At 64.6% G+C, this 23,548-nt stretch carries 17 protein-coding genes and 1 pseudogene; 9 read left to right on the top strand and 9 right to left on the bottom strand.

Annotation, left to right across the window (positions count from 1 at the left end):
• The first annotated feature begins 36 nt into the window (after nt 1-36).
• Entirely contained in the window at nt 37-720 is a 684-nt protein-coding gene (nth, locus tag ACJ8AN_RS08605; RefSeq protein WP_407754775.1) for an endonuclease III, read from the top strand.
• Here nth and def read toward each other — a convergent pair.
• A complete protein-coding gene (def, locus tag ACJ8AN_RS08600) occupies nt 686-1,207 on the bottom strand; it encodes a peptide deformylase (protein ID WP_407754774.1) in 522 nt (173 codons plus the stop codon). The two genes, nth and def, sit on opposite strands and share 35 nt — an antisense overlap.
• 297 nt (nt 1,208-1,504) lie before the next feature.
• Here def and ACJ8AN_RS08595 point away from each other — a divergent pair, with 297 nt between their 5' ends.
• Nucleotides 1,505-2,257 (top strand): hypothetical protein, encoded by a 753-nt coding sequence (locus ACJ8AN_RS08595; protein WP_407754773.1) that lies wholly within the window; start codon nt 1,505-1,507, stop codon nt 2,255-2,257.
• 33 nt (nt 2,258-2,290) lie between these two features.
• Here the strand turns inward: ACJ8AN_RS08595 and ACJ8AN_RS08590 are convergent, their stop codons facing one another.
• Both ACJ8AN_RS08590 and priA read right to left on the bottom strand, forming a co-directional pair.
• A complete protein-coding gene (locus ACJ8AN_RS08590; protein ID WP_407754772.1) occupies nt 2,291-6,922 on the bottom strand; it encodes a hypothetical protein in 4,632 nt (1,543 codons plus the stop codon).
• A gap of 17 nt (nt 6,923-6,939) precedes the next feature.
• Nucleotides 6,940-9,183, bottom strand: a complete 2,244-nt coding sequence (priA, locus tag ACJ8AN_RS08585) for a primosomal protein N' (protein ID WP_407754771.1) — start codon at nt 9,181-9,183, stop codon at nt 6,940-6,942.
• Between the two features lie 454 nt (nt 9,184-9,637).
• Here priA and ACJ8AN_RS08580 point away from each other — a divergent pair, with 454 nt between their 5' ends.
• Nucleotides 9,638-10,036, top strand: a complete 399-nt coding sequence (locus ACJ8AN_RS08580; RefSeq protein ID WP_407754770.1) for a very short patch repair endonuclease — start codon at nt 9,638-9,640, stop codon at nt 10,034-10,036.
• Nucleotides 9,999-11,402: a DNA cytosine methyltransferase gene (locus ACJ8AN_RS08575; RefSeq protein WP_407754769.1), complete on the top strand. Its 1,404-nt coding sequence runs from the start codon at nt 9,999-10,001 to the stop codon at nt 11,400-11,402. The genes ACJ8AN_RS08580 and ACJ8AN_RS08575 overlap by 38 nt, the downstream gene beginning before the upstream one ends.
• A gap of 101 nt (nt 11,403-11,503) precedes the next feature.
• Here the strand turns inward: ACJ8AN_RS08575 and ACJ8AN_RS08570 are convergent, their stop codons facing one another.
• From ACJ8AN_RS08570 to ACJ8AN_RS08560, 3 genes are read right to left on the bottom strand one after another with little or no spacing between them, the layout of a single operon-like run.
• Nucleotides 11,504-12,529, bottom strand: a complete 1,026-nt coding sequence (locus tag ACJ8AN_RS08570; protein WP_407754768.1) for a BREX system ATP-binding domain-containing protein — start codon at nt 12,527-12,529, stop codon at nt 11,504-11,506.
• Nucleotides 12,526-13,809, bottom strand: a complete 1,284-nt coding sequence (locus ACJ8AN_RS08565) for a BREX system ATP-binding domain-containing protein (protein ID WP_407754767.1) — start codon at nt 13,807-13,809, stop codon at nt 12,526-12,528. The genes ACJ8AN_RS08570 and ACJ8AN_RS08565 overlap by 4 nt, the downstream gene beginning before the upstream one ends.
• Nucleotides 13,809-14,543 (bottom strand): hypothetical protein, encoded by a 735-nt coding sequence (locus ACJ8AN_RS08560; RefSeq protein ID WP_407754766.1) that lies wholly within the window; start codon nt 14,541-14,543, stop codon nt 13,809-13,811. Before ACJ8AN_RS08560 ends, ACJ8AN_RS08565 begins: the two co-directional genes overlap by 1 nt.
• A 599-nt stretch (nt 14,544-15,142) precedes the next feature.
• On the opposite strand from ACJ8AN_RS08560, the gene ACJ8AN_RS08555 reads away from it, so the two are divergent.
• The 5 genes from ACJ8AN_RS08555 (at nt 15,143) to ACJ8AN_RS08535 (ending at nt 20,765) form a co-directional block, all read left to right on the top strand.
• A complete protein-coding gene (locus ACJ8AN_RS08555) occupies nt 15,143-16,195 on the top strand; it encodes a sigma 54-interacting transcriptional regulator (RefSeq protein WP_407754765.1) in 1,053 nt (350 codons plus the stop codon).
• Between the two features lie 118 nt (nt 16,196-16,313).
• Nucleotides 16,314-16,823 carry a hypothetical protein gene (locus ACJ8AN_RS08550; protein ID WP_407754764.1) on the top strand — a complete coding sequence of 170 codons (510 nt, stop codon included), beginning with the start codon at nt 16,314-16,316 and terminating at the stop codon, nt 16,821-16,823.
• Entirely contained in the window at nt 16,820-18,016 is a 1,197-nt protein-coding gene (locus ACJ8AN_RS08545) for a hypothetical protein (protein ID WP_407754763.1), read from the top strand. The genes ACJ8AN_RS08550 and ACJ8AN_RS08545 overlap by 4 nt, the downstream gene beginning before the upstream one ends.
• Nucleotides 18,017-18,024: 8 nt before the next feature.
• Nucleotides 18,025-19,407, top strand: a complete 1,383-nt coding sequence (locus tag ACJ8AN_RS08540) for an ATP-binding protein (RefSeq protein ID WP_407754762.1) — start codon at nt 18,025-18,027, stop codon at nt 19,405-19,407.
• Entirely contained in the window at nt 19,407-20,765 is a 1,359-nt protein-coding gene (locus tag ACJ8AN_RS08535; protein ID WP_407754761.1) for a hypothetical protein, read from the top strand. Before ACJ8AN_RS08540 ends, ACJ8AN_RS08535 begins: the two co-directional genes overlap by 1 nt.
• 147 nt (nt 20,766-20,912) lie before the next feature.
• Here the strand turns inward: ACJ8AN_RS08535 and ACJ8AN_RS08530 are convergent, their stop codons facing one another.
• The 3 genes and pseudogenes from ACJ8AN_RS08530 to ACJ8AN_RS08520 form a co-directional block, all read right to left on the bottom strand.
• Nucleotides 20,913-21,239 (bottom strand): hypothetical protein, encoded by a 327-nt coding sequence (locus tag ACJ8AN_RS08530; protein WP_407754760.1) that lies wholly within the window; start codon nt 21,237-21,239, stop codon nt 20,913-20,915.
• 263 nt (nt 21,240-21,502) lie between these two features.
• Nucleotides 21,503-22,840, bottom strand: coding sequence for a hypothetical protein (locus tag ACJ8AN_RS08525; RefSeq protein WP_407754759.1), 1,338 nt, complete (start codon nt 22,838-22,840; stop codon nt 21,503-21,505).
• A pseudogene (locus tag ACJ8AN_RS08520) lies at nt 22,837-23,548 on the bottom strand (hypothetical protein); the annotation flags it as partial. The gene ACJ8AN_RS08525 and the pseudogene ACJ8AN_RS08520, both read right to left, overlap by 4 nt.

The following is a 23,548-nucleotide window of genomic DNA, read 5'->3' as shown; positions in this document are numbered from 1 at the left end:
TTTACGTCAGAGGTCGGTTCGTCATACAGCGGCCGTGTGGCGCGAGAGACAGCGGAGTCGAAGCGGAAGCGGGCGGCGGAGGTGATGGACCGGCTGGAGCGGGCCATGCCGGACGTGCGCATCGAGCTGGACTATCGCACCCCGCTGGAGCTGCTGGTGGCGGTCATCCTCTCCGCGCAGTGCACGGACAAGCGCGTGAACCTGGTGACGCCCGCCCTCTTCCAGCGCTTCCCGGACGCGCACGCGTACGCCCGCGCCGGAGTCGAGGAGGTGGAGCCCTTCATCCAGTCGTGCGGCCTGTACCGCGCCAAGGCGAAGAACCTCGTCGCGGCGGCCAGGGCCCTGGTGAAGGAGCACGGCGGCGAGGTGCCCCGCTCGCGCGCCGCGCTCGAGACGCTGCCCGGCGTGGGCCACAAGACGGCCGGCGTGGTGTGCATCCACCTGGGCGGAGATGACGCCTTCCCGGTGGACACCCACGTGAAGCGGCTCGCGTACCGGCTGGGATTCACCCGCCACGAAGACCCGGACAAGGTGGAGGAGGACATGCGGGCCCTGCTGCCGCCGGAGCGGTGGGCCAAGGGCCACCAGCTCCTCGTGTGGCACGGGCGGAGGACCTGCTTCGCGCGGGCGCCCGCGTGCGAGCGCTGCCCCGTGGCGGACCTCTGCCCGAAAAAGGGCGTGCGGACTAGACCGACTGCTGGTCCTCGCGAGACGCCTTGACGCGCTTCATCCGCTTGCGGATGAGCTCGCGCTTGAGCGTGGAGACGTGGTCCACGAAGACGGTGCCGTTGAGGTGGTCCGTCTCGTGCTGCACCGCGATGGCCAGCAGCCCGTCACACGTGAGCGTCTGCTCCTGGCCCTCGGTGTCGAGGAACTTCACCGTCACCACCGCGGCGCGGTCCACGTCCTCGGCCTCGCCGGGGATGGACAGGCAGCCCTCGGTGTAGGTCGTCTCGCCCTCCAGCGCGATGAGCTCCGGGTTGATCATCGCCAGCGGCTGGGACTCGGGCTGGCGCGGGCGGGTGTCCAGGACGATGACCCGCTGCAGGATGCCCACCTGCGGCGCGGCGAGCCCCACGCCATCGGCGGCGTACATGGTCTCGAACATGTCCTTGACCAGGGTGCGGAGGGTGTCGTCCACCCGCGTCACCGGCCTGGCTTTCTGCTTCAGGATGGGATCGGGCCAGATGAGGATTTCGCGAACCATAGCGGCCCCTCATAACGCCCGCCCGGGGGGACGGGCAACCCGCCACGAGCACCCCCGCGCCCGGCCCGAAACCTCCGGGGAGAGCGTCTGATTGCCCTCCGGCCCGGCCTTCCGGGGGGCGAGCCCCTTCATTCCCCCACATCCCCCTGGGTCAAACCCGTTCTCACATTTCAAGAATTGCGGGTGTTTTACACAGCCGGACACGAAAAAACCACCCACCGGCTTTCCACCGGCCGAGAGGAAGAGCACACTGGGGTAACCTGGATTCCCGGGTAGACCGGCACAGGAGGGAATACCGTGCTCCGGAAGACCGCGCTGCTCTCCATGCTGCTGCTGTGCGCCTGCGAGCCGTACTCGTCGCCCGCGCCGAACATCGTCGCCATCGAGCCCGAGGAGGTGGTGAGCGGAGAAAGCGCCACCATCACCCTCGAGCTGGACGCGCCCCTGCCCGTGAAGGTGGATTACGGCAATCGGACGGCGACGGTGCTGCCCCCGACGGTGCTGATCGGCGGGCAGCGGGTGGCCGTCACCGCGATGACGGAGGAGGGGACGCTGCAGGCCACCGTGCCCGCGGACCTGGTGGCCGGTCCCCAGGAGGTGCGGCTGGAGCTGGAGGACGGCCACACGTCGGTGCAGGCCCAGGGCCTCACGGTGCTCCCGCCCCCTCCGGAGATGCAGCCGGTGATGGTGGTGGGCAATCCGGGAGACCCCCTGCCCGAGCCGGGGAGCGGAACGCCCGATCCCGCGGGGGGCAGCAGGCCCCTGCTGGTCACCGGCCTGCGCATCGATCCCATCCCGGATCAGGTCCGCGGCGTCCCGTTCGTCATCACCCTGCGCGCCGAGGGCCCCGAGGCCGAGGCCTTCTCCGGCCAGGTGCAGATCTCCACCAACAAGGGGCACGTCACCCCCAACGCGAGCAACGCCTTCGACCGGGGCGTGCGCCAGGAGCGGATCAGCATCGACAAGCAGGGCGGCCAGGTCGTGCTCACCGTGCGCGTGGGCAAGGACATCGCCATCCAGTCCAACCCCTTCAAGGTGTCGGTGCAGTGAGACAGGCCGGCGGCGCGCTCCCGCCGCCCGGCCTCAGTCCAGCAGGCTGCGGGCGTACTCCTCACGCAACCTGTCATCCGCGAGCGCTCGAGCCGCCTCGGACAGGGCGTGGGACACCTGCTGGGCCCGGTGCTGGAGCGCCGGATCCGGATGCCCCGCGAAGCGCAGCGGGTGGAACTCGGCGGTGAGCAGCTCGAAGGCGCGCTTCACCTCCTCGCTGCCCGCGCCGCGGGAGAGCCCGAGCACGGTGAAGTAGTCCGCCTCCTGGACTTCCTCGAACTTGGACTCGAGCCGGCGCACGTCCAGCTCGCCCGGGGCCTCCTGCTCGCCGGAAGCAGCGGCGGCGGGCCGCAGCGTGACGAGCCCCAGCGCACGCGCCACGGCGAGCACCTTGAGGGCCGTGTCCTGCGGCATGCCCGCGCCCAGCAGCAGCTGCTCGAGCGTCTGCTCTCCGTCGACCTCCTCCAGCAGACGCAGCTCGCGCGAGGACAACCCGAAGGCCTCCGGCGCGGGCTCGGGCTCACCCCGGACGACGACGGCGCGCAGGCCCCCGGCGGCCTCCACCAGCGAGTCCGCGGAGACGCCGTTGCGCAGGGACTCGGCCAGCAGGTGCAGCAACGGCCGGGTGGAGGCGGCGAGCGCCACCTCGTGCGGAGGCGGCTCCTCGTTGAGCCGGTACAGCGAAGAGGACTCGCCGAGCGCGTCCAGGGCGACCTGCTCGGTGTAGCGCTGCACGAGCGGAACCACTTCGTTCTCGCGCACGTAACCGCGGCCGCGCATGGCGTCGATGAGCGCCCCCGTGGAGGCCCCGCGCACCAGCCGCAGCTCGTTCTCCTGGCGCGCGTCGATGAGGCCGTCGGCGCGCGCCCGGTCCACGAGCGACTCGTCCGGAGCCGAGGAGACCGCGCCCACCAGCGCCCCGTCCTTCAACCAGAGGATGCGCAGCGCCCCGGCCACCTTGAGCTCGAGCCGCACCTGGGCCCGCGCTTCCTGCAACCGGGTGACGAGCCGCGCGAGCCCCTCCTGGTTGACGCTGCCGCTGCGCGGAATGTCCACCTCGAAGCGGCCAGGCACCTGGATGGAGACAATGGCCGCACGGGCCCGGGCCGCCAGCTCCTCGGCCTCGGCGCGGACCTTCGCGAGCGCCGCATCCGCCTCCGCACGCACCCGGGCCACCGTCGCCTCGGCGTCGCGCAGGGCCTTCTCCTCGGCCTCGCGGCGGGCCTGCTCGGCGCGAGTGAGACGCTCGGCCGCCTCCGCCTCCGCCCGGGCCCTGGAGCCCTCGAGCCGCTCCACTTCCTGGGAGAGGAACTCCCGCTCCTCGCGCGCCTCGCGGACCTGAGCGGCATGCCGCGCCACCGTCTCCTCCAACTGGGAGAGGCGCGCCTCCTGCTCCGAGTGCTCGCGCGACAGCTCCTCGCGCGCCCGCGTCTCCGCTTCCACCCGGGCCTGGGCCTGCGCGAGCGCCTGCTCCGCGGCTCCGGCGCGCTCCTCGGCCCCGGTGCGCGCCTGCTTCTCCTCGGCGGCACGGGCCTGCAGGGCGGCGCGAGCCTTCTCCGCGCGCTCGGCCCGCGTCTCCACCTCGACGCGCAGCCGCTCCGCGTTGAAGGCCCGCGTCTCCGCGTCGACCCGCGCCCGCTCCAGCTCCGCGGCCTGCATGTCCGACGTGGCCCGCGCCTTCTCCGCGCGCTCGGCCCGGGCTTCCGCCTCGGTGCGCAGCCGCTCCTCGTTCGCCGCGCGCGTCTCCGCGTCGACCCGCGCCTGCTCCAACTGCTCGGCCTGCGAGAGCGCCTCGGTGCGCTCCTGCTCCGCCTTGCTGGCACGCGCTTCCGCACGGGCCCGCGCCTTCTCCGTGGCCTCGGCGCTCAGCTCCGCCCTGGCCCGGGCACGCGACTCCGCCTCCGCGCGAGACTCCGCCTCCACGCGGGCCTTGTCCACCGCCTCGGCGCGAGACTCCGCCTCCGCGCGGGCCTTCATCTCCGACTGCACGCGCGCATCCGCGCCGGAGCGCGCCCGGGCCTCCACCTCGGCCCGGGCCTTCTTCTCGGCGGCGACGCGCGACTCCGCTTCCGCACGGGCGCGCGACTCCGCTTCCACCCGGGCCTCGGCCTGGGTACGGGCCTGGGCCTCCTTCTCGGCCCGCGCCTCGGCTTCCGCCCGCGCCTTGGCTTCCTTCTCGGCTCGCGCCTCGGCTTCCGCCCGGGCCCTGGCTTCCTTCTCGGCCCGCGCCGTCACGTCCTTGCGCGCCTTCGCCTCCCCGTGCGCCCGGGCCTCCCACTCCTGGCGGGACTTCGTCTCCGCCGTGGCCCGTGCCTCCACCTCCACGCGCGAGGCCTGCTCGGACTCCAGCCGCGCTTCGACTCGCGCCCGCGCTTCCGCCTCGGACGTGGCGCGCTGCTCCGCCTCGGTGCGCCGGCGCTCCTGCTCCTCGGCCTTCGCCCGCCACTCCTCGAGCCGCCGCTGGAGCGCCTCGAGCCGCTCGTCGCGCTCGCGCACCCCGGAGGCCTCGGCCTCCACTTCCTCGCGCCGCCGGACCTCGGCCGTCCGCGCCTCCTCGAGCTCCACCTCCCGCGCCTTCGCCGCCTCCAGCTGCCGCTCCACCTCGAGCCGCAGCGAGGCCTCCAGGCCCCTCTCCTCCGCCAACGCCGTGAGCCGCGTGCGCTGCGCCTCGGCCTCGCGCCGCAACGTGTCCTCGCGGGACCACGCCTCCTGCTTCAGGCGCTCCAGCTCCGCGCGCAGCGAGGCCTCGCTCTCGCGAGCCGCCTCCAGCTCGCGCCCCAGCGACTCCAGCCGCTCCCGCGTCTGCCCGGCCTCGCGCCGCAGCGACTCCTCGCGCGCGTTTGGCGCCTCCGCCTGCTTCTCGAGCGACTCCCGGAGCTCCGCCACGAGCGTCTCGAGCTCCGCCGTCCTGCGCTCCGCCTCGCGCCGGCGCGCCAGCGCACCGTCCCGCTCGGACAGCACCTGGGTGATGCGCCGCTCCGCCCTCATCAGGCGCACTTCCAGCACCGCGACCGCGTCGTCCGCCGGGAGCGACTCCACATCCGGCGCGTCCACCGACCCGGGCACGGGCCGCAGCGGGAACTTCGCCGTCTCCTCCAGGCCCTTCGACGCGGGCTTCTTCTCGCCCCCGGTCTCCCGAGCCGGCTCCGGCGCCGCTTCCGGTACGGGCCCGGCCTTCTCCGGCCCAGCGCTCACCGGCTTGGGCTCGAGCGGCTCGAGGCTCGCCGGCTCGACACTCAGCTGCTCGACGTGCACCGGCTCGGACTTCAGCGGCTCGAGGCTCACCGGCTCGGCGCTCACCCGTGCGGGCGTCAGCGGCTCGCTCCGCGGCGCCTCCGCGGACTCGGAGTCGAACCAGTCCGAGCCCACGCTCTCCTGGTGCGGCTCCTCCCAGCCCTCGGGCGCGTCGCCCTCCGCTGGCAGCGGCGCATCCTCCGGAACGGGCTCCAGGTCCGAGCCCTCCAGCCCCGGCGTGGACGCGGACGGCGCCGGGGCCGGCTCCACGTCGAAGAATCCCTCGTCTCCGAGCCGCGAAGGCGCGTTCTTGCTGGCCTTCGCCTCCCGCTCGCGCGCCAGGGCCGCTTCAATCTCCTGCTGCGCGAGACGCTCGGCCTCCGCCCGGGCCTCGGCCTCGAAGTCGACGACCTTCACCGGAGGCAGCTGGGGCAGCGCGGACAGGGGCTCGACCGGCTCGGGGACTGGCGGCACCGTCACCGCCACGGCCACCACCTCGCTCGGGGCCGCGGCCGTGATGATGGGAATGGCCGAGCCTGGCGGGGGCGTCCGCGCGAACAGCCCCGCCGGAGACGCGGGCAGAGAGCCCTCCTCCTGCTTCATCCGGCGCCGGGCGGCGGCCTCGCGGCGCACCTCGTCCTCCAGGCGCCGCATCTCGTCCTCGTCGGGCCCGGCGGGCGTCACCACCGGAATCTGGTCCGACCCCACCACCGCCTGCTCCGTCTGCCCGAAGAGCGACTCCGCCTCGTCTCCCGGGTCCGACTCGCGCACCCCGAGGGGCTTCGCCGGGCCGGGCACGTCCGCCGGGCTGGCCGCGGGTGCACTGGCCGGTGCCGTGGTGGCCACCACCGCCTGCTCCGTCTGGGAGAACAGGTCCTCGGCATCGAGCGAGGACGAGGACGGAGACGAGGACGGAGACGGCCGCCGGGACTCCTCGAGCTTCGGCAGGTCATCGAAGAGCGCGTGCTCCAGCGCGGCGTTGCGGCTGGCGCCGGGAGCCTTCTGCACGAGCCCCGGAGGACCGGCCCGCACGGGAGCGGGCTCCGGCGCCACGTCTTCCTTCACCGCGAACCAGGCCTCGGGGCCCGCGGGCGAGGCGATGACGGAGGCCACCTGCGACACGAAGCCCGAGCCATCCAGGGGCAGCGCGGCCACGGGGGCGGCACTGCCGGGCACGGGCTCGCCGAGCAGCAGCACGCGCGCCAGCCGCATGTCCGGGTGCAGCCCGAGCTCCTCGAGCACGAGGTGACCGCGCCCGCTCTCCACCCCGGGCGCCAGGATGATGAGCGCGGGCAGATGGTGGCCAAAGGCGATGAGGGCATCGGCCACGGAGGTGGCGAGGATGACCTCATAGCCCTCGCGCGCGAGCAGCCGGCGCACGGTGGCGATGGTGGCGATGTCGTCGTGGACGAGGAGGACCGATTCGGCCATGGGAATCGCGCGCGAGTCTACAGCATGGCCGCGGGATCCACGTCGATCGTGACGCGCACGGCGGAGGGAATGTCCACCAGCTTCGCCTCCAGGCGGGCGAGCAGCGGGGCGAGCGCCGCATGGGACGGGGCCTTGAGGAGCAACTGCCAGCGGGTGCGGCCGCGAATGCGGGAGATGGGGGCCACGGCGGGCCCCAGGAGGCGCACCCCCCAGGAGGCCGGGGGCATGTTGCGGCCGATGAAGTCTCCAAGCTGACGGGCGACGGTGGCCGTCTGCTCGGCGCTCTCGCCCTCCAGCCGCACCGCCGCCAGCCGGGTGTAGGGCGGCCAGGCGAGCACCTTGCGCCGCTCCAGCTCGCGCTGGGCGAAGCCGTCGAAGTCGTGGGCGAGCACGCGCCGCACCGGGTCCGCGTCCGGGTTGTACGTCTGCACGAGCACCCGCCCCGGATCCTTTCCGCGCCCGGCCCGCCCCGCCACCTGGGTGAGGAGGTGGAAGGTGCGCTCGGAGGCGCGGAAGTCGGGGATGGCCAGCGACGTGTCCGCCATCACCACGCACACCAGCGTCACCCCGGGGAAGTCGTGCCCCTTGGCCACCATCTGCGTGCCCACCAGGACATCAATCTCCCGGCGGGCGAACTGGGCGAGCAGCTCCGTGAGGCGCTCGGCGCTGGTGGCCGAGTCCCGGTCCAGCCGCGCCACGCGGGCCTGGGGAATGCGCTCGGCGACCTCGGCCTCCACGCGCTCGGTGCCGACGCCCAGCTTGAGCAGCGGGCCGGTGCACTCGCGGCAGTGCTCGGGCACGGGGTGCGCCACGCCGCAGTAGTGACACACCAGCCGGTTCTGCGAGCGGTGGTAGGTGAGGCACACGTCGCACTCGGAGCACTTCACCGAGGTGCCGCACACCTCGCAGATGAGGAAGGTGCTGTGGCCGCGGCGGTTGAGGAAGAGGATGACCTGCTGGCCGCGCGAAATCGTCTCCGCCATGGCGTCGAGCAGCGGCGGCGAGAGGATGGGCGCCTCCTCCTGCACCATCGGCTCGCGGGGACGCTCCTGGCGCAGGTCCACCAGCTCGATGGTGGGCATGGGCCGGTCATCCACGCGGTTCTTCAGCTCGAGCTTGCGGTAGCGGCCGCGGCGCGTGTTCTCCAGCGTCTCGAGCGAGGGCGTCGCCGAGCCGAGCACCACCACGGCCCCGGCCTGCTTGGCGCGCACCACGGCCAGGTCCCGCGCCTGGTAGCGCAGCTTGTCCTCCTGCTTGAAGGACGGGTCGTGCTCCTCGTCCACCACGACGAGGCCGAGGTTCTCCACGGGAGCGAACACCGCCGAGCGCACGCCCACGGCGATGCGCACCGTGCCCTTGCGCAGGGCCTGCCAGTGGAAGAGGCGCTCGCGGTCCTTGAGGGCCGAGTGCAGCACGGCCACGTCGTTGCCGAAGCGGCTGCGGAAGCGCCCCACGAGCTGCGGCGTGAGCGCGATTTCGGGCACCAGCACGAGGCTGCCCTTGCCCCGCGCGAGGGCGCTCTCCACGGCGCGCAGGTACACCTCGGTTTTGCCGCTGCCGGTGACGCCATGGAGGAGGAAGGGCTGGAAGCCGCCGGTGTCGACGGCCGCGTGGAGCTCGAGCACCGCGACGGCCTGCTCGGGGGTGAGCTTCTCGGGACGGCCCTGGGCGAGCCCCTCCTTCACGCCGGGGGCGATGACCTCCTCGTCGATGCGCACGAGGCCGCGCTCCACGAGCTTGCGCAGCGTCTCGCGCGCACCGGGAATGGCGTGGGCCACCTCCTCGATGGGCGCGCGGCCTCCCACCGCGAGCAGATAGGCCAGCGCGGCGGACTGCGCGGGAGCCCGGCGCAGCACGGCGGGCGCCTCGGGCACGAGCGCCACGGCGAACTCCTGCACGTCGGGTTTGGCCTCCTTCTCCATCTCGGCCTTGGTGAGCCCGGGAGGCAGCGCGCTCTTGATGACCTCGCCGAGCGGGTAGCGGTAGTGCTCGGCGGCGAAGCGCAGCAGCGAGATGAGATCGGGCGGGAGGGAGGGCGAGTCCTCCAGCACCTTCATGATGGGCTTGAGCTTGACGCTCTCGGCCTCGGGAGGAGGCGTGGCGGGCCCGAGGAAGAAGCCGAGCGACATGCTGCGGCCGAAGGGCACGAGGATGCGCTGGCCCGGCGACAGCCGCCCCGAGAGGCCCTCGGGGACGACATAGGTGAACTCGCCCCGGACGGGACGGCCGACTGCGACGGAGGCGAGGTTCGAGGGGCTCACGGCGACGGGAACCACTGTAGCGACGCCGCCTGACACCGGTAGTTTCCGGCCGAAGTGCACGCGGTGGACGGGGGTGCGCTGTCCAGGGCCACACTGCGGGTGGGCGATCCTGCGCGAAATCACCCGCCCCCCCTGGGTGAGGACGCCCCGCGCGATGCGCCGGAAGGTACCCGAACTCGAAATTACCAAGCAGTACCGCCGGGATTCATGCTATACCCAGGTTACCTAAAACGTAATAACGACCCCATGACTCCACAGGTCACTTCATGCCCCCGCTCGTTGGTGCTCCCCTCGTCGTTTCTGGCGCCAACGATGGAAGACCTCTCCTCTTTTCTGGCGAGTGAGCATGTACGCAGCCGATGTCCCGCCGAAGTTCCGTGGACCGTGCGGAGCGATGCCACGGCGTGACATGCGTACCAAGCGGCACGTGGTACTGCCGGAAACAAGTCGGCGTATGAAAGCCGTGCGCCAAGCAGGTACTAAACCAGAAGTGCTCGTCCGCAGGGCGATGTCGGCACGCAATATCCGGTACCGGCTCAACGTCCGATCGTTGCCCGGCTCGCCGGATATCGCCAACGTGCGCCAGCACTTCGCCATTTTTGTACACGGCTGCTTCTGGCATCGCCATGAGGGCTGCCGGTTCGCGACCACGCCCAAAACCAACGTCGACTTCTGGAGCAAAAAGTTCGCCGACAACATCGCCAGGGACCGAGCAAAAATCCGGGCACTCGAATCTCGCTCTTTCCGGGTTTTGGTGGTATGGGAGTGTCAGACTCGGGACGACACTCTTGAGGTCACCCTGAACCGCTTCTTCGATGCCGATCGTCTTGCGCCAATCTCAATCTCAAAGTGAACGTCGCGCCGGGGGACAAGAGACTCGGGCACGGGAGCATCAACTAAACCTGCTCGACAGTTCCCCCCAGGAAGAGTACGGCGTCGAGGGCGAGTGGCTCTGGCGGCGCGTGCTTACTGGCTCCAAATTAGGACCCAAACTTGCGGTGCCCATTCGCAAGCCGGTTCCGAAAAAACAGGATGCTCTGCGTGCAGCCTGGGATCGTGAGCTGCTTCAGGGTTGGGATCCTGAGCCACTTGACCCCGTTGGCAGCCCTAGGTCGCTAAGGGTCGTAGACCTATTTGCTGGGTGCGGGGCAATGTCTCTCGGAGTAAAGTGGGCTGCCAAGGCGCTAGGTTATGAGTTCGAGGCCCTACTGGCTGCGGACTCCAATACAGATACCTTCGAAGTCTACGAGCAAAACCTGAAGCCTCGAGACACCTTCAAGGAGGATCTCTCAAAGGTGGTCGCCTTCGAGTATGGCGACCTAGAGGCAGGCGAGTTCCTTCGTACTCCGGAACTGAGAGTGCCCGCATTTCAAGCACTAGTTGACAATGTGGATCTCCTCATCGGCGGACCTCCCTGCCAGGGCCACTCCAACCTCAACAATCATTCACGGCGAGATGACCCCAAGAATGCCTTGTATCTGCTCATGCCGGCTCTTGCCGTCAGCCTGAGGCCCAAGGCGATCATCATCGAGAACGTTCGCGCGGTCATCCACGACAAACTTCAAGTCGTCCAGAGGACAAAACGTCTCCTCGAAAAGGACTACGATATCGATGAGGCAGTCGTGAGCGCATCGGAAATGGGCATTCCTCAATCACGCCGTCGGCACATCCTCATCGCCGTTCGAAAACAGGGCGAAATCAATGGCATGAAATTGAGGTTGAACGATGTCGTTCAATCGCTGCGAACCCGTCCGCGCACGGTCAAATGGGCAATCAGTGACCTGTGCACTAAAAGTTTCAGGAGTTCTGACGCCATATTCGACGCTCCTTCGACGCTGAGTGCTGAAAACCAGAAGAGAGTCGACTGGCTTTTCACCAACAAGCAGCATGATCTGCCCAACTTTTTGCGCCCGTCATGTCACAAGGACAAGCAGCACAGCTATACGTCGATGTACGGTCGCATGAAGTGGGGGGAACCTGCCCAGACCATTACCAGCGGCTTCGGCTCACCTGGCCAGGGGAGATTCATTCATCCTAAAAGAAGGCGGCTGATCACTCCGCATGAGGCAGCTCGCCTCCAGTTTTTCCCTGACTTTTTCAAGTTCACAGGCAAGAAGGGGAACCTAAAGCGGACGCGTCTCACAGAAATGATCGGCAATGCCGTTCCGCCCAAACTTGCCTATGTGGTTGGTCTTGCAGTGCTCGGCAATTTTCCATAGCTAAGCATCCCATATCTGAAGGTCCGTGCACGAGTCTTCTCAGAATAGAAGAGTTATAAGATCAGCGGTTCCCCACGTCAGCCTGGAACCGCATCATCCCGTCATTCGCCCAAGGCTAGATCAAGTTCCTGAATAACCATCCGAATCAACAATCTCGTAGACCGGGTCGGCGTAGCACGCCATGCGTCAATGACCCGTCTGCTTGAGATGGGAACTCCTGGACCGTACGCATTGCGGTGCAACCCTTGTATTTTCGAGATTAGCTCTTCTGCACATATCTCGTCTAGTGGTGGCACCCGAAGTCGCTCAACACCCTGTAGGTGATTGAGGAAGCTGACTGCGCCAGGGGGCCAGTTCATCCAGTTGTCAAAAACACCTCGCTCGAAATCGTTGCGCGCGATCGCAACGAACCTTTGTGTAACGAATAGAATCGTGAAGATACTCCCGTGTGTAATAAAACGGTTCAGAGTGTCATAGGATCGTCTACGTCCGCGAAGGTCGTATTCACGGGCGATATTCTCGACCTCGTCCAGCATGAGCACTATCCCGCTCTTCTCCAAGTCTCGGAGGAACTCCGCAGTAGAGCAGAACAGATCCACGGCCTTGGCATGCTGATACGAGTAATCAGGCGAGGAGTAGAAGTGTCCTAGAACGCGGAGCCACCCCATTGGATGTCCGTTCAGGGCATCGCGTAAACCTTGCGCAAAATTGCCTGTGTGCTCATTGGTCCACTTGAGCGAGGATTCTCTTGGAATCGCACCGGACTCCAACACTAACCGAAGGCCCATGCATGAACCAACCCTCATTGCATCGAGCCACCCGGAAATGCACCGGTGCAGGTGAGACAGCGAATGAGTTCGGCCATCAATCGTGCCATGAACCCAGGGGATGCTCAGATCAGATGCGATGGTACGGCAAAGCATCAAAAGGTGCGACTTTCCAGCCCCCCAGTCTCCCTCAAGTATGATTGCATTCGAGCCCACCAAGCCAGAGGCGAAGGCCCGGAGACGGCTGGCCAATGCATCTTCGATGGATGCCGTTCCGACAGAGGTGGTAGTAACTGATTCTGAGCTAACCACCCCCGATCGGAGTGCTCGAATGACTCGGCGTGCCTCCGTGAGATTCACGACCCAAGTACTTCCTTCTGGCGGTTCCGAAGCATCTCTTCGTTTCGTGCGGCCAGTTCCTGAGAGAGATCCTGCCCAAGCGAGCCTTCCAGCATCTCTACCACACAGCGGCAAAGCAATCGCGGTCGCGCGATTACATAGCGGCGCGAAGTGACAGCGTTGACGAGTTCCTTCAGACGCTCCCTGGCATCAGTTGGGACCGACTCTCCCCCAAGCTCGTAAAAGCCAATGATCCGCTCCCCAAGTTCGTACAGCTCTGAAGACTGGAGTTCGGTGGCATCAAGATCGATCACCGGTGCCCTATAGTTGATCTGCTTGCGTGCGCCTAAAACTGGGAGGCTCTCGATTCGATCCTGTAATGCCTTATAGCTTGGGAACATCTCTCGGTCCTCGAACATTTGTGGTGTCGCCGCGAGAAAAAGGCAGGTCGAAGGCGGTAGGAGCTGAGAATCGTTTTGGTCGACGAGCCCCCTGAGCGTCTGGAAGGCGTTTGCCCGACGCTTGGGAGGTAGGCCAGAGATCAGCTCCAATTCGTCGATCGCGATAAGGAGTCCGGCATAGCCCGCCTCTCGAACCAGCACGGCTATAAGTCGGAGGAGTTGGTCAGCCGCCCCTACCCCTAATGGTTTGAGCGCGACATCTGGGCTGCGATCCCCTACGTGCATGCCGGGAATGAGCAACTTATCCGGCCCGCCTGCGAGCCACCGTGCACCCAGCTTGATTTGCATGCTATTCTTTGAAAGGAATGACCTACATGCCCCTCGCAGAGCCAAGGTCATGTCGTAGCCGATCCCCTTACGCAAGCAAATCTCATTTACCCTTTCGATCACCCGTTCGTGGGTAGCAAATGAGCTGCTCCGCGATTGCTCATACCCGCATGTTTTTCCAATCTCCTGCAAGGCGATCTCCAATAGTGCAAGCAATCCCCGTCCACCCTTCGGCAGAACTAGTTGACGGCACAACTCGGCAGCCACAGTCTCGAACTTATCCAGATCCACCGAGCCGTGTTTCAGAAGCACATAGGCCGTGACCCAATTGCGTTCGGTCACATCCTGCTCTAGCCGTTTGAGGAAAAGCGTCTTTCCGCCACCATAAGCAGCACGGACAAACCGCACCTCAAAGTCTCCGTCCTCCGCAGTGTGACACGACATGATGACGGCCTGCTCTAACCACTTGGCTTGGCCGACGAAAATACGATCTGCAAATTCACTCGGCGTGGCGCCATACCGAAGTGCCCGAACAATACGGCGTGCATCAGAAGCAGAGACTCGCTCGTTCATTATCGAAAGCCCTCCGTAGGTACGAATCCAATCCGCCCCACCTGAACGACCCGCCCCTCTCCCGGAGAGAACACTTCCCATGTCTCCTTCGGCGAGAGGCTCGTACCAAAGCGTAATTCGCGCCCATCACTGGTCCGTAGCCCGGAGGCCATCACCTCTGCCAGCCCAGAGCGAAACGCGGGTCGGCTCAATCTAGCAAACCCGCTCGGCGCTACGGTCCTCCAAAAAGAGGGCTTTTGGTATGCCAGCACTGCTGCCCGGTACACTTGCTCAATCGGACGCTCCTGCTCCCCAGGCACGTGCGCATAAGCTTGTCCAAGCAGGTCGATGAACTTCTGCGGCTCCTGCCTCAACCTGCGGATGAGTTCGACCTCTTCCTCTAATGCCTGTATTACCGAAGGAACGAAGGGAGGTAGTACGATTCCGAGTTCGACGATCTCCACTTCGTCATCATCGAATTCGATGAAAATGCCGCTTGAGACCAGTCTGCGCGAAGTGCTGCCGGTGAGCTCCCAGCCTTTGGCATTGCAAGCATAGGAGAAACGATCCCAGAACTCCGCGCGGAGTCGAAGGCACTCATCTTCCAACTTTGGAGACAACTCGGACGGCGCCAAGGACGAGGCGCCTAGCACCTCCAATTTATGGGTCAGCACCGCTACGAGTTTGCGCAATACAAAGGGGTTATCGTCCGCCTTATCTAATTCCTTTGATGCTTCCCGACCGATCTTGGCCACTTCGTCGAGCGCTCTCAGGTGTACTTCTATTATCGTTCTTGTGGTTGGGCTCATTGTAGGACCCCCTGCCGCCTATTGCCACATTGCGTCATGAGCACAGGCCCGCGTTCCTTCGGTCATGGCGACCATCAGCGTCGGGACGAGCACGGCCAGGAGACCATCGAAAAGAAGCTAGAGCCACCATAGCGCATAGAGGAACCATGCGGCTGCACCTGGGCAGACATCTACCAAGTTGAGCCGTCCAAGTGAGGCGTTCACAGGGAGTACTGCACACGAACGACTTCGTCAGATGGCGCTAATGTACCAGCGTCAACCCAAGTCCGTACGCCAGTAGACGACCTTCTGAGGAGCCTGTCCGATATCCCACCCAAAACGGTGGATCCCACGGTGCTCTTTCAGGATATGCTCCCAGGTGCATGAGTCTTAGGAAGAGGCTCCGCAGTTGCGACGGAACACTCGAAGGGATGCTCCAGGCGGCGCTACCCGGCCGAAGCCCGGCCATCATCCGACTGCGCTCTGGGTTGCTCGCCCTCTGCTCTGACCCACTCACGAGGGGGGCTCTGATTCTTGGCCCACCTGGTTCCGGGAAGAGTTCGCTGGTGCGCACCATCGCACTAGGAAGGTACATCCACCTACTCAAGCCCGAGAACGCCCGCAACTTTCTCGCAACCATCACCACTGATGAGCCCGGCCGTGTCTCCGTCCGGCAGTTACCGTGGCTCGTGGAATTATCCCTCCCAGGCCTCGTCTCCTCCCTGGCGGAGTCTCAGCTATTTGGTCACGAGAAAGGAGCTTACACTGGAGCACAGCAGACACGCGAAGGCATTTTCAAGCTCGCGGATAGTGGACGCGAGAGTGAGAGAGGCTCCCGCGGAACTTTTGGCGTCGTCTTCCTGGATGAAATCGGGGATCTCGATCCCACGCTCCAGCCCAAACTTCTCGCTGCCCTCTCTGGTGGGGAGGTAACCCGGCTTGGAGGAGAAGGACGGGAGGGTTTCGTCTACAAGGGGCTAACCATTGGAGCAACTTGGCGCGAACTGACCAGTCTTCGCCGTGACCTCCGGGAACGACTGTCGGACCACGTCCTCTTCACACCGTCTCTAAGCGAGCTTCGGAACGACCTGGATACATACCTCGATGTGGTCATCTCCGAGGTAAAGGCCGCCGAGAGCGACTGGTTAACGCGTGTGCTCGTAGCCCAAGTGGACGGCTTTGACCGCCAAAGGATCGAAGAAAGACACCAGCGGATCCAGGGTTTCTCTCTTTCGGCAGACGAGCGGAGCGTTCTAGAGAGTGCGGACTGGTCCACACTGGGGGAACTGCGCGGACTCTCCCAAGTGCTGCGACACGTGATGCTCACCGGCCAGCCCATCAACGCGGTGATTGCCGGAATAAAGCCGACGCCGTCCGCTGCGGCGCAGGTGCCGATTGTGCAGCAATTCCTCGATGAACTCCTGCGCACCCCCATCGGGAGCAGCAAGACCCTGGCGAACCACTGCAACACCGTCTACGCCCAGCTCCGTTCGGCTCTTGCGGACATCCTCAAGCATGACCCCGAACTTACCCGCTCGCTGGCTGACCACCTCGGCATCCAGCCAAACGAACTCACGCGCCGCTTATCGGACCTTAAACGCCGCTCGGCCTTGCCGTAATTCTGCGGCATGCCGCCGCAGAACTGCGGCAGAGCCCCCACCCGCAAAGAAAAAGTCTAGTAAATTCAACACCTTGATGGTTGGCCCAAAAACTGCTTCATCTTCGTCGGAGGCAGTTATGATCGAGACCTGTCAAGGCAAAGCGGTACTGGAACTGTTGGAGCGCGTCATCCGCGTAGCCAGCAGGTATCACCAAGTCACGCTGTCGACCCCGTTCATGGACGACCGAGGGCTGGCTGTGATCGCCCGATTGGACCGTTCTGCGCAGAAGGCGGGGATCGGGCTCCAGGTGGCAACTCGACCGGAGTTCGCAGTACAAGTTCGCAGCTGCCTTCGCGCCAGGACGAGCCGTCTTCTCGTGCTGCCCAACCTTCACGCCAAGCTGTATGGCGCGCTCGGCAAACACCAGGCCGAACACGAAGTCATCGTCACGTCTGCCAACCTCACCGAAGCGGGGCTACTCCGGAACGTCGAACTTGGTCTGCGGATCACTGGCTCGACGCCAACACACCAGAGACTGATCGAACGCGTGCTGAGATGGTGGGCCACCGAGGAATTCGCAGCGATGAACGCAAGACTGCAAGGGAGACGGGCCCTTATCAACTCCCGTTCGAGGAGAAGCACATGAAGGCAATGTCGCAGTACTTTTACATGAGACCCGGGTTCGAGCGCTTCCAGCTTGAGCCCGAAGCCAACCGAAAGATCGTTATCGGCGAGCGTGATCGGCGGTTCCGAGACGATCTGCTCAACGCAATCGAGGAAGGCAGCTACGGGTTGGAGGGATATACGGCTGTAATCTACGGCGACTACGGGCGCGGAAAGACGCACGAGGCACACAACATCATGTATGAGGTGCAGGAGCGAAAGCTACCTGTCCAGGTCGTTTACGTGAAGTGCCATGAGTTTAAGGCCAAGGAGCCATTCTCAAGCGTCTTCACTCAACTGCTGCTGCAAATCGGAGTTGAGTCGATTCGACGGGTTGCCAACGAGTATCATCTCCGAGCGGAGAACCACCAAGTGCCGCCGTTGCGAGAAGTGCTCGGCTCCGACGAACTCGCTGCCGCTTTCCAAGGGCTCACCTTGGCAAACTTGGATTTGGTTCGACAGACCCTCCGATGGCTGGGGGGAGAGAAGGGCATAGATACAGAAAAGATTGCCAAAGGCCTGAGTCCACAACTTACGGTGAGCCGGGACTTCGCCGCCGTAATTAAGGGCCTTGCGCACATGATCAAAGAGGTGGACAAGAAGGTACTAATCTTCCTCATCGATGAGGCAGAACAGTTCAAGCAAGTGAAGCACCCGGATACATACTGGAGTTGGGTCGGCTGCATCCGAGCCCTCACCGAAACACTAGCTGTCGGTTACGTTTTCTATGTTGGCGCCAACTCGCGCGATGACCTTCCGGAACTGTTCCTCTGGGACGAGATCCGCACCCGTATTGGGGCACAGAACTACAGAGATCTGCTCAACCCAGGCCCGGATGAACTGCGCAATTGGGTGAAAGAGCTATTTCATACTCTGATCCGGAAGGGGCCCGTCCCGCTCCCACACCGCAAGGCGCTCGCACCTGGAGCGCTCGATGAAACCGTTCCGTCCGAACTCAAAGCACTGACTACAGGTAATCCGGCGGCACTAGAATCGTATCCCTTCACGCCCGAGGCGCTCGACGAGTTCATAAATCAGTGCATGTCCGAGACTCTGGCTAACCGGCCGCGCGAGGTTCTAAAGCGCATCCAGAGCGCTGCGAAACGTACCATGCGGCATGACAAGCCACAGATTGATACGGACATTCTTGCCGAACTCCAAAGCGATATAATCTGAGACCGACCATGGCGATGAAGACTTTTGACATTGAGCCGCACGTCGCAGGCGAAGTCCGAATCGGGAGTGCGCGCTCGGAAAACGTCGTCTGGGCCGGGCGAATGAGTGAGCGGGGCAACAAGGAGCGCATCATATTTGATGGCAGTGAGAACTTCGTCGCGCTTGAAGTAGGCAAACGAGGCTCCGGAAAGTCGTTCGGCATGGGCTCTATCTTGGAAGCCTTTGCAACCCACAATGGCTCGCTGATCGGGACACACACCGTCCCGAGGGCGGTGCTACTCCTCGACCCACTCGACATCCACTGGACTGCAATCGAGCCACTCAGAAAAGACGGCTCGGAAGGCATGCGAAAGCAGTATGAACTCCTCTCAGGTTGGAAGGAACTTTCCCCGGAACCGCTCAACATCCAAGTTTTCATGCCTGCAGGTTATTCTTGGGAGATCGATCACCCCGGCTTCGTCCCATACCAACTCCCCGTTTCTGCGTTGGATGCGAGTGACTGGGCCTTTCTCCTTGATTGTGATCTGCTCACCGAGCCTCGTGGTCGCCTAATCGACGAGGTGTACCGGAAAGTGACCGAACTCGGCTGGCAAAGAGGCCATGGCCCGGTGCAACCCAAAAGCCAGTACACCATCCAAGATTTCGTGGATTGCGCGGAGCATGACGAGGACATCTCCAGTTTCTATCACCGGGAAACGATCCGCAGTGTGGTCCAGCCACTGCGTTCATTCGAGCGGATGCCGCTGTTCGACTCGAAGGGGACACCACTCACGGCGCTACTTCGCGAGGGCACGCTCTCAATACTCTGCTTGGGTCGCCTGCCTTCCTCGATTCGCACGGTGCTCACAACAGTCATAGTTCGGAAGCTGCGCTCAGATCGCATGTACGCCAGCCAAATCCGGCGAAGGCTCACGATCAGCCAAGATACGCCGGACAAGCGCGTTGAACTTGAGCGGGCGCTCGCGCAGTGCGCTCCACGAACAATACTTGCAATAGACGAGGCTCAGATCTTGCTTCCACAGCGAGAGTCATCTTCCATCCGCAAGGAATTGGATGCATTCGTCCTCGAAGGCCGTAACTATGGATTGTCTCTTTGGATGGCAACCCAGCGACCCAAAGGTGCAGTATCGTCTGCTGCGGCAAGCCAGATCGACACATTCATCGTGCACCGGCTCAGTGTACAAGAGGACATTGATGCGGTTGTCGGGCTGCTGCAAAACGCTGTTCCCGCCAAGATCCGCCACAATGGCCGTCCCATCGAGCTTAGCGAAATGATCCGACAGCTTGAAGCCGGTCAGGCCATCTTCTCCAGTGCTGTCAGCACCGCACCACGACTTGTGGTGGGCACCATACGGCCTCGGGTAGTGGCTCATGGAGGGGAGGGCTTCTGATGGCGGAGATACGCTGGACGAAGCAGCAAGACTTCTGCTTACGCCTGGGTCTGCTCAAGGCTTTGGTAGCTCTTATGCCGCGAGAGCGGCGAAGCATGACTCGTGATGCAATCCTGACGAAGGTTGGAACGGTACTCTTCTCTAGGCTCTCTACAATACCGACACTGCGCGATGCCGCGCAGCACTCTGTTGGAGGAGCGCTCTCGGACTTAGAAACCGACAAGAAGCCACTCACCATCGCAGATGGGCTACTAATGACCTCTGGTCTCTCCTCTTGGGGTCAGCCGATCGACGATAAAACCAAGGCAAAGATCCTGGAATGGGCCCAAAATATCGGCTTCGTCGGCCAAGGAAATCAGATCACAGAGCGTGCGCTCCTTCTTCGCTCGTTCTTTGATGAAACTGCAATCGCCAGGTTCGCAGCGGGCAATCCGCTGGCATGGAATCCCTTCTACATCTCTCCTGTCGAACAAGCTTTTTTCTTCTTCCATTTGGGGGAGCACGATGAGCTCCTCTGGAACCTTGCATTCACGGTGGGTCAGCTCGGGACAGGCACGGAAATCAACGCGGCGATGGCTCGTTCCATGTTAGCGCAAGCCATGCGAGAGTTTGTGGCACGATTGCAGAGTACGGTCACTATGAGCCAAGTGCTCGAACTGCGAACTATCCGCGAACTCAGCCAATCAATCTCGGCGGAAATGGAACCGGACAGGGGCGTGAATAAGCGCCTTGCCCACTCAAAGGGCCCCAGCGCTCTGCTCCGGCCTCGCACAAATTCCAAACGAGCCACCACTAAGAATGCAGATCACCAGACGATCCCGCGGTTCGAGATTCTGGTGGACCTAGGTTTTCTTGAGAAGCGCACTCCATTGGAACTGCACGGAAAAGCACTGGACCGGGCACGTTCGAGTTGGACATATCACGTGACTGAAGTTGCCGCACGGTTCTCTGAGGCTCTTGCCAAAATCGGAGAGTTGCCAGTCGGTAACTGGCACTGGAAGCACTTCGCATATGCCCTCGGTGCTACTGGGCTCGTGACCACGCAACCGGTACGAGTTGCCAAGCCAGAAGAAGCGTTCCAGATTTTCTACAAATCTTATGACAAAGTCGAACGGAGAGCTGGGCACACACCCTTTGTATCGGTTGCGCTCCTGACGATGCTAAACGCGCTCGCGCACGGGCTTGTGGTGGAGATTGAAGAACTGCACTCCGTCCTTATGCGCGCAAAAAGGGGAGGCGAGTTGTCGCACTGCCTGTATTTCGCCGCCGGCAACGAGCCAGACAAGATGTTCATTCTAATCCGTCCCGCCTTCGAGAAATCCATCGCAGCATTTCTTTCTTCTGAAGCGCAGAGCTGATCAGCCGCACAGCAGGCCAACATCTCCGACGAATATTAACCGCTCCTTGGACTTGCCCCCCAAACAGCAGCGCGGCGAGCCAGGCTCCGAGGAGCCCGACCCGCCGCGCCCGAGCGGCCCACGCATGGGCCGCGCTGCGTCACTCCGTCACGCCCTCAGCGGCTTCACGTTCCGCGGGCACTCCCAGTAGGTGTACTCGCACGTGGCCGTCGCGGGATCGCACGGCACCCGCATCACGGTGACGAGCTCGCACGGGTGCTTCGGCTCGTCGCTCACCGGGCTCGCCGGCACCCCGGCGGGCGAGAGCGGCTCGGCTTCATGGCCATTGAGAGGCTGGCCCGCCTGCCGCGAGACTCCGCCTCGCGGCTGCTCCTCCTTCGTCTGCTGCGCCGACTCCCTCACCGGCGTGCACACCACCGGCAGTACCGACGCCGTCCCCAACACCGCCCCCAACACGCACAGCTTCGTTCGCATGGAACCCCCTTGCCGGCTGACACCCTCCTTCACGCCGATGGCGCGTCGGTTCCGGTTCAGCGGCAAGGACGCAAACTACTCCCCGGGTCTGACATCTCCCGGGGCATCCGCCACGGTGGCGCCCTCCCCTCCCACGGGCCTCGAGGGCTCCTCACCCCTCGTCTTTCCGGGCACTTACGAGACCGCCCAGACAGGGCGGGATCACCTCGGCCCACTCCCGCGGTCATGTCGTTCGTCGGGTGCCGGACGGTGCGCGGAAGCGGTCAGCGGTGGCGCTCGGCCTCGCGGTAGAGCTGCGTGAGCGAGCAGTCCAGCAGCGACTGGCGCGAGCGCAGGTAGCGGTGCGCCCGGGCCATGGGCAACCACACGCGGTCGCCCACGAGCACCTGGGCCTCCAGGAGCTTCTTTCGTGGTAGCCACCGTCCGCCCAGGTGGCGCACCAGCACTTGTCCCAGGTACGCGCCCACGGCCGGGACCAGGTGCTCGTCGAGGTTCTCTCGCACGCGCGTCCTCGGAAAGTCCTCACGCCAGAAATAGAAGTCGGTGTCCGTGAGCGACTCGGGGGTCTGCTTGAAGACGGAGGGCACCTCGGTGTGCAGCATGGCCACGAGGTGCTCGGCATGGAGGCTGTACTGCTCGAGCACGCGCTCGGGGTTCCCCACGTCCGAGGGCAGGGCCGCGTCGACGGGCAGCCACTCCTCGGGCTCGGGCGGCCGCCACGCGTTGAGCTCGGCGATCCTCCGCTGGCGCTCATGGCTGGCGGTGCGGTCCACCACGCGCGAGAGGAGCGGCGCCACGTCCGGGTGGAAGCGGGGCTCCACGGGGGCGAGCGTGGCGCTGCGCTCGCGCAAGCCGCGCAGCACGGTGTCGAGGTCGAGGTCCGGCTGGAGGTGGACGTGCGCCCGGGCCTGGGCGAGCCGCGCCTCCTCGCTGGCGAAGTCCGCCGCCGTGGGCCACGTCACCAGGAGGACGGAGCCGTTGGGCAATTCCTCCACCCGGTGGGCCGGAGTGGACAGCATGCGCTCGCGGCCGACGGCTTCCACCAGCTTGGGACCGAAGACGTTGAGCCAGAACACCTCGTAGATTTTGTCGAATCCGTCCCGGATGGAGGTCTGCAGCTCGCGACCGAAACAGGGCGCGCCCGCCAACGCACTGTCATCAACGCTGTGAGCCGAGGCGTAGGAGACCGGGTAGCGCAACGACCAGGCACGCACCATCTCCACGAATTGATGACAGTGCTCCGCTTCCGTGAAGAACGAGAGCGGCTTCACCTTGACAAGGACATTCAGCTTGGGAAGCAGCGGGGGAAGCCAAATCGAGAGTGCCATATCCAACGCGGGCCACTTCGTCCGATAAAGCCCGATGGTCGCTATTCTTTCATTCCGCTCCTCCTGCAACGCCTTCCAGAAGGTGGCATGGGAGTATTTCCGGTCCCGCATGCCCTTGACGATGTCTGGCATCCACTCGCCGGCATGCGCCTCGAGCACCTGAAGAAAAGGCTCCAGCTCACTCTCTCGGGTTGCCTGCGGCTCGAACGCCCCTGTGAAGTCAAGCCGCAGATAGTCCTCGTCCCTCGAGCCGTGAAATTTCAGCACCTTCATTGGAATGACACCTCCACGCCCGGAACAGAGTCTTGGGTTTCATACACGGCAGTCCTCAGGTCGCCCACGTCCTTGGGCCTGAGCGCACCGCCCTCGTAGATGAGACGAACCCTCCGGACCTCTACACGAAGCTCGAGCCCAGGTCTGCGGATGTCCAACGTCTCGCCGTAGTACTCCAGGGCCTCCCTCGCGTCCGCAATCATCTGCACCTTCAGGGTCTTGTATTCCAGCCCCGAGAAGTCGCGGCTCTTGAAGCTGAACGTCTCCACGCGAGGTGGCTGCCCGGGGGGCGGTTTCCGCTCGATGACGAGCACGTCCGCGAAGCGCAGGCCGGCCGTGGGCTTGCGCACGCCCACATACGTCTCGACACGCGGAGCGTTGAAGTCCTGGAGGAAGCGGCGCTGTGCCTGCGGAAGGGCCGCATCGGTGCGCAGCAACTCCGCCATGCCGCGCTCGAAGGCCAGGCCCCGGGTCACCAGCCCCCGCATCTTCTGGTAGCCCTCCCATTTGAGGGGTGGCTCGAGCGGCCTGCCCTGCTTCACCTTCTTGCCCTGAGCGAGGTCCGCGAGGCGCTCCTTGCCGTATTCAAGGTACTCGCTCCACAGCGCGTGGCCGTTGGCTCCGACCGGCGGAGTCTTCTCCAGGGCCGCCAATTGATTCTCCAGCACCGACGGGTCTCCAGACAGGCGCGGGCCCGGGACGTCGAGC

The sequence above is a fragment of the Archangium sp. genome (assembly GCF_045802675.1).
In the GTDB taxonomy this organism is placed as follows: Bacteria; Myxococcota; Myxococcia; order Myxococcales; family Myxococcaceae; genus Archangium.
Note: the sequence above shows the minus strand (reverse complement) of the source record. Positions and strands in the feature narration are given on the sequence as shown.

What these genes read in the sequence shown, in the direction of transcription:
- ACJ8AN_RS08565 (WP_407754767.1), bottom strand. Translation starts at nt 13,809, where the DNA reads ATGAACGAGCGAGTCTCTGCTTCTGATGCACGCCGTATTGTTCGGGCA.
- ACJ8AN_RS08530 (WP_407754760.1), bottom strand. Translation starts at nt 21,239, where the DNA reads ATGCGAACGAAGCTGTGCGTGTTGGGGGCGGTGTTGGGGACGGCGTCG.
- ACJ8AN_RS08580 (WP_407754770.1), top strand. Translation starts at nt 9,638, where the DNA reads ATGAAAGCCGTGCGCCAAGCAGGTACTAAACCAGAAGTGCTCGTCCGC.
- ACJ8AN_RS08535 (WP_407754761.1), top strand. Translation starts at nt 19,407, where the DNA reads ATGGCGGAGATACGCTGGACGAAGCAGCAAGACTTCTGCTTACGCCTG.
- ACJ8AN_RS08550 (WP_407754764.1), top strand. Translation starts at nt 16,314, where the DNA reads ATGATCGAGACCTGTCAAGGCAAAGCGGTACTGGAACTGTTGGAGCGC.
- ACJ8AN_RS08525 (WP_407754759.1), bottom strand. Translation starts at nt 22,840, where the DNA reads ATGAAGGTGCTGAAATTTCACGGCTCGAGGGACGAGGACTATCTGCGG.
- ACJ8AN_RS08545 (WP_407754763.1), top strand. Translation starts at nt 16,820, where the DNA reads ATGAAGGCAATGTCGCAGTACTTTTACATGAGACCCGGGTTCGAGCGC.
- def (WP_407754774.1), bottom strand. Translation starts at nt 1,207, where the DNA reads ATGGTTCGCGAAATCCTCATCTGGCCCGATCCCATCCTGAAGCAGAAA.
- ACJ8AN_RS08540 (WP_407754762.1), top strand. Translation starts at nt 18,025, where the DNA reads ATGGCGATGAAGACTTTTGACATTGAGCCGCACGTCGCAGGCGAAGTC.
- ACJ8AN_RS08590 (WP_407754772.1), bottom strand. Translation starts at nt 6,922, where the DNA reads ATGGCCGAATCGGTCCTCCTCGTCCACGACGACATCGCCACCATCGCC.
- ACJ8AN_RS08575 (WP_407754769.1), top strand. Translation starts at nt 9,999, where the DNA reads ATGCCGATCGTCTTGCGCCAATCTCAATCTCAAAGTGAACGTCGCGCC.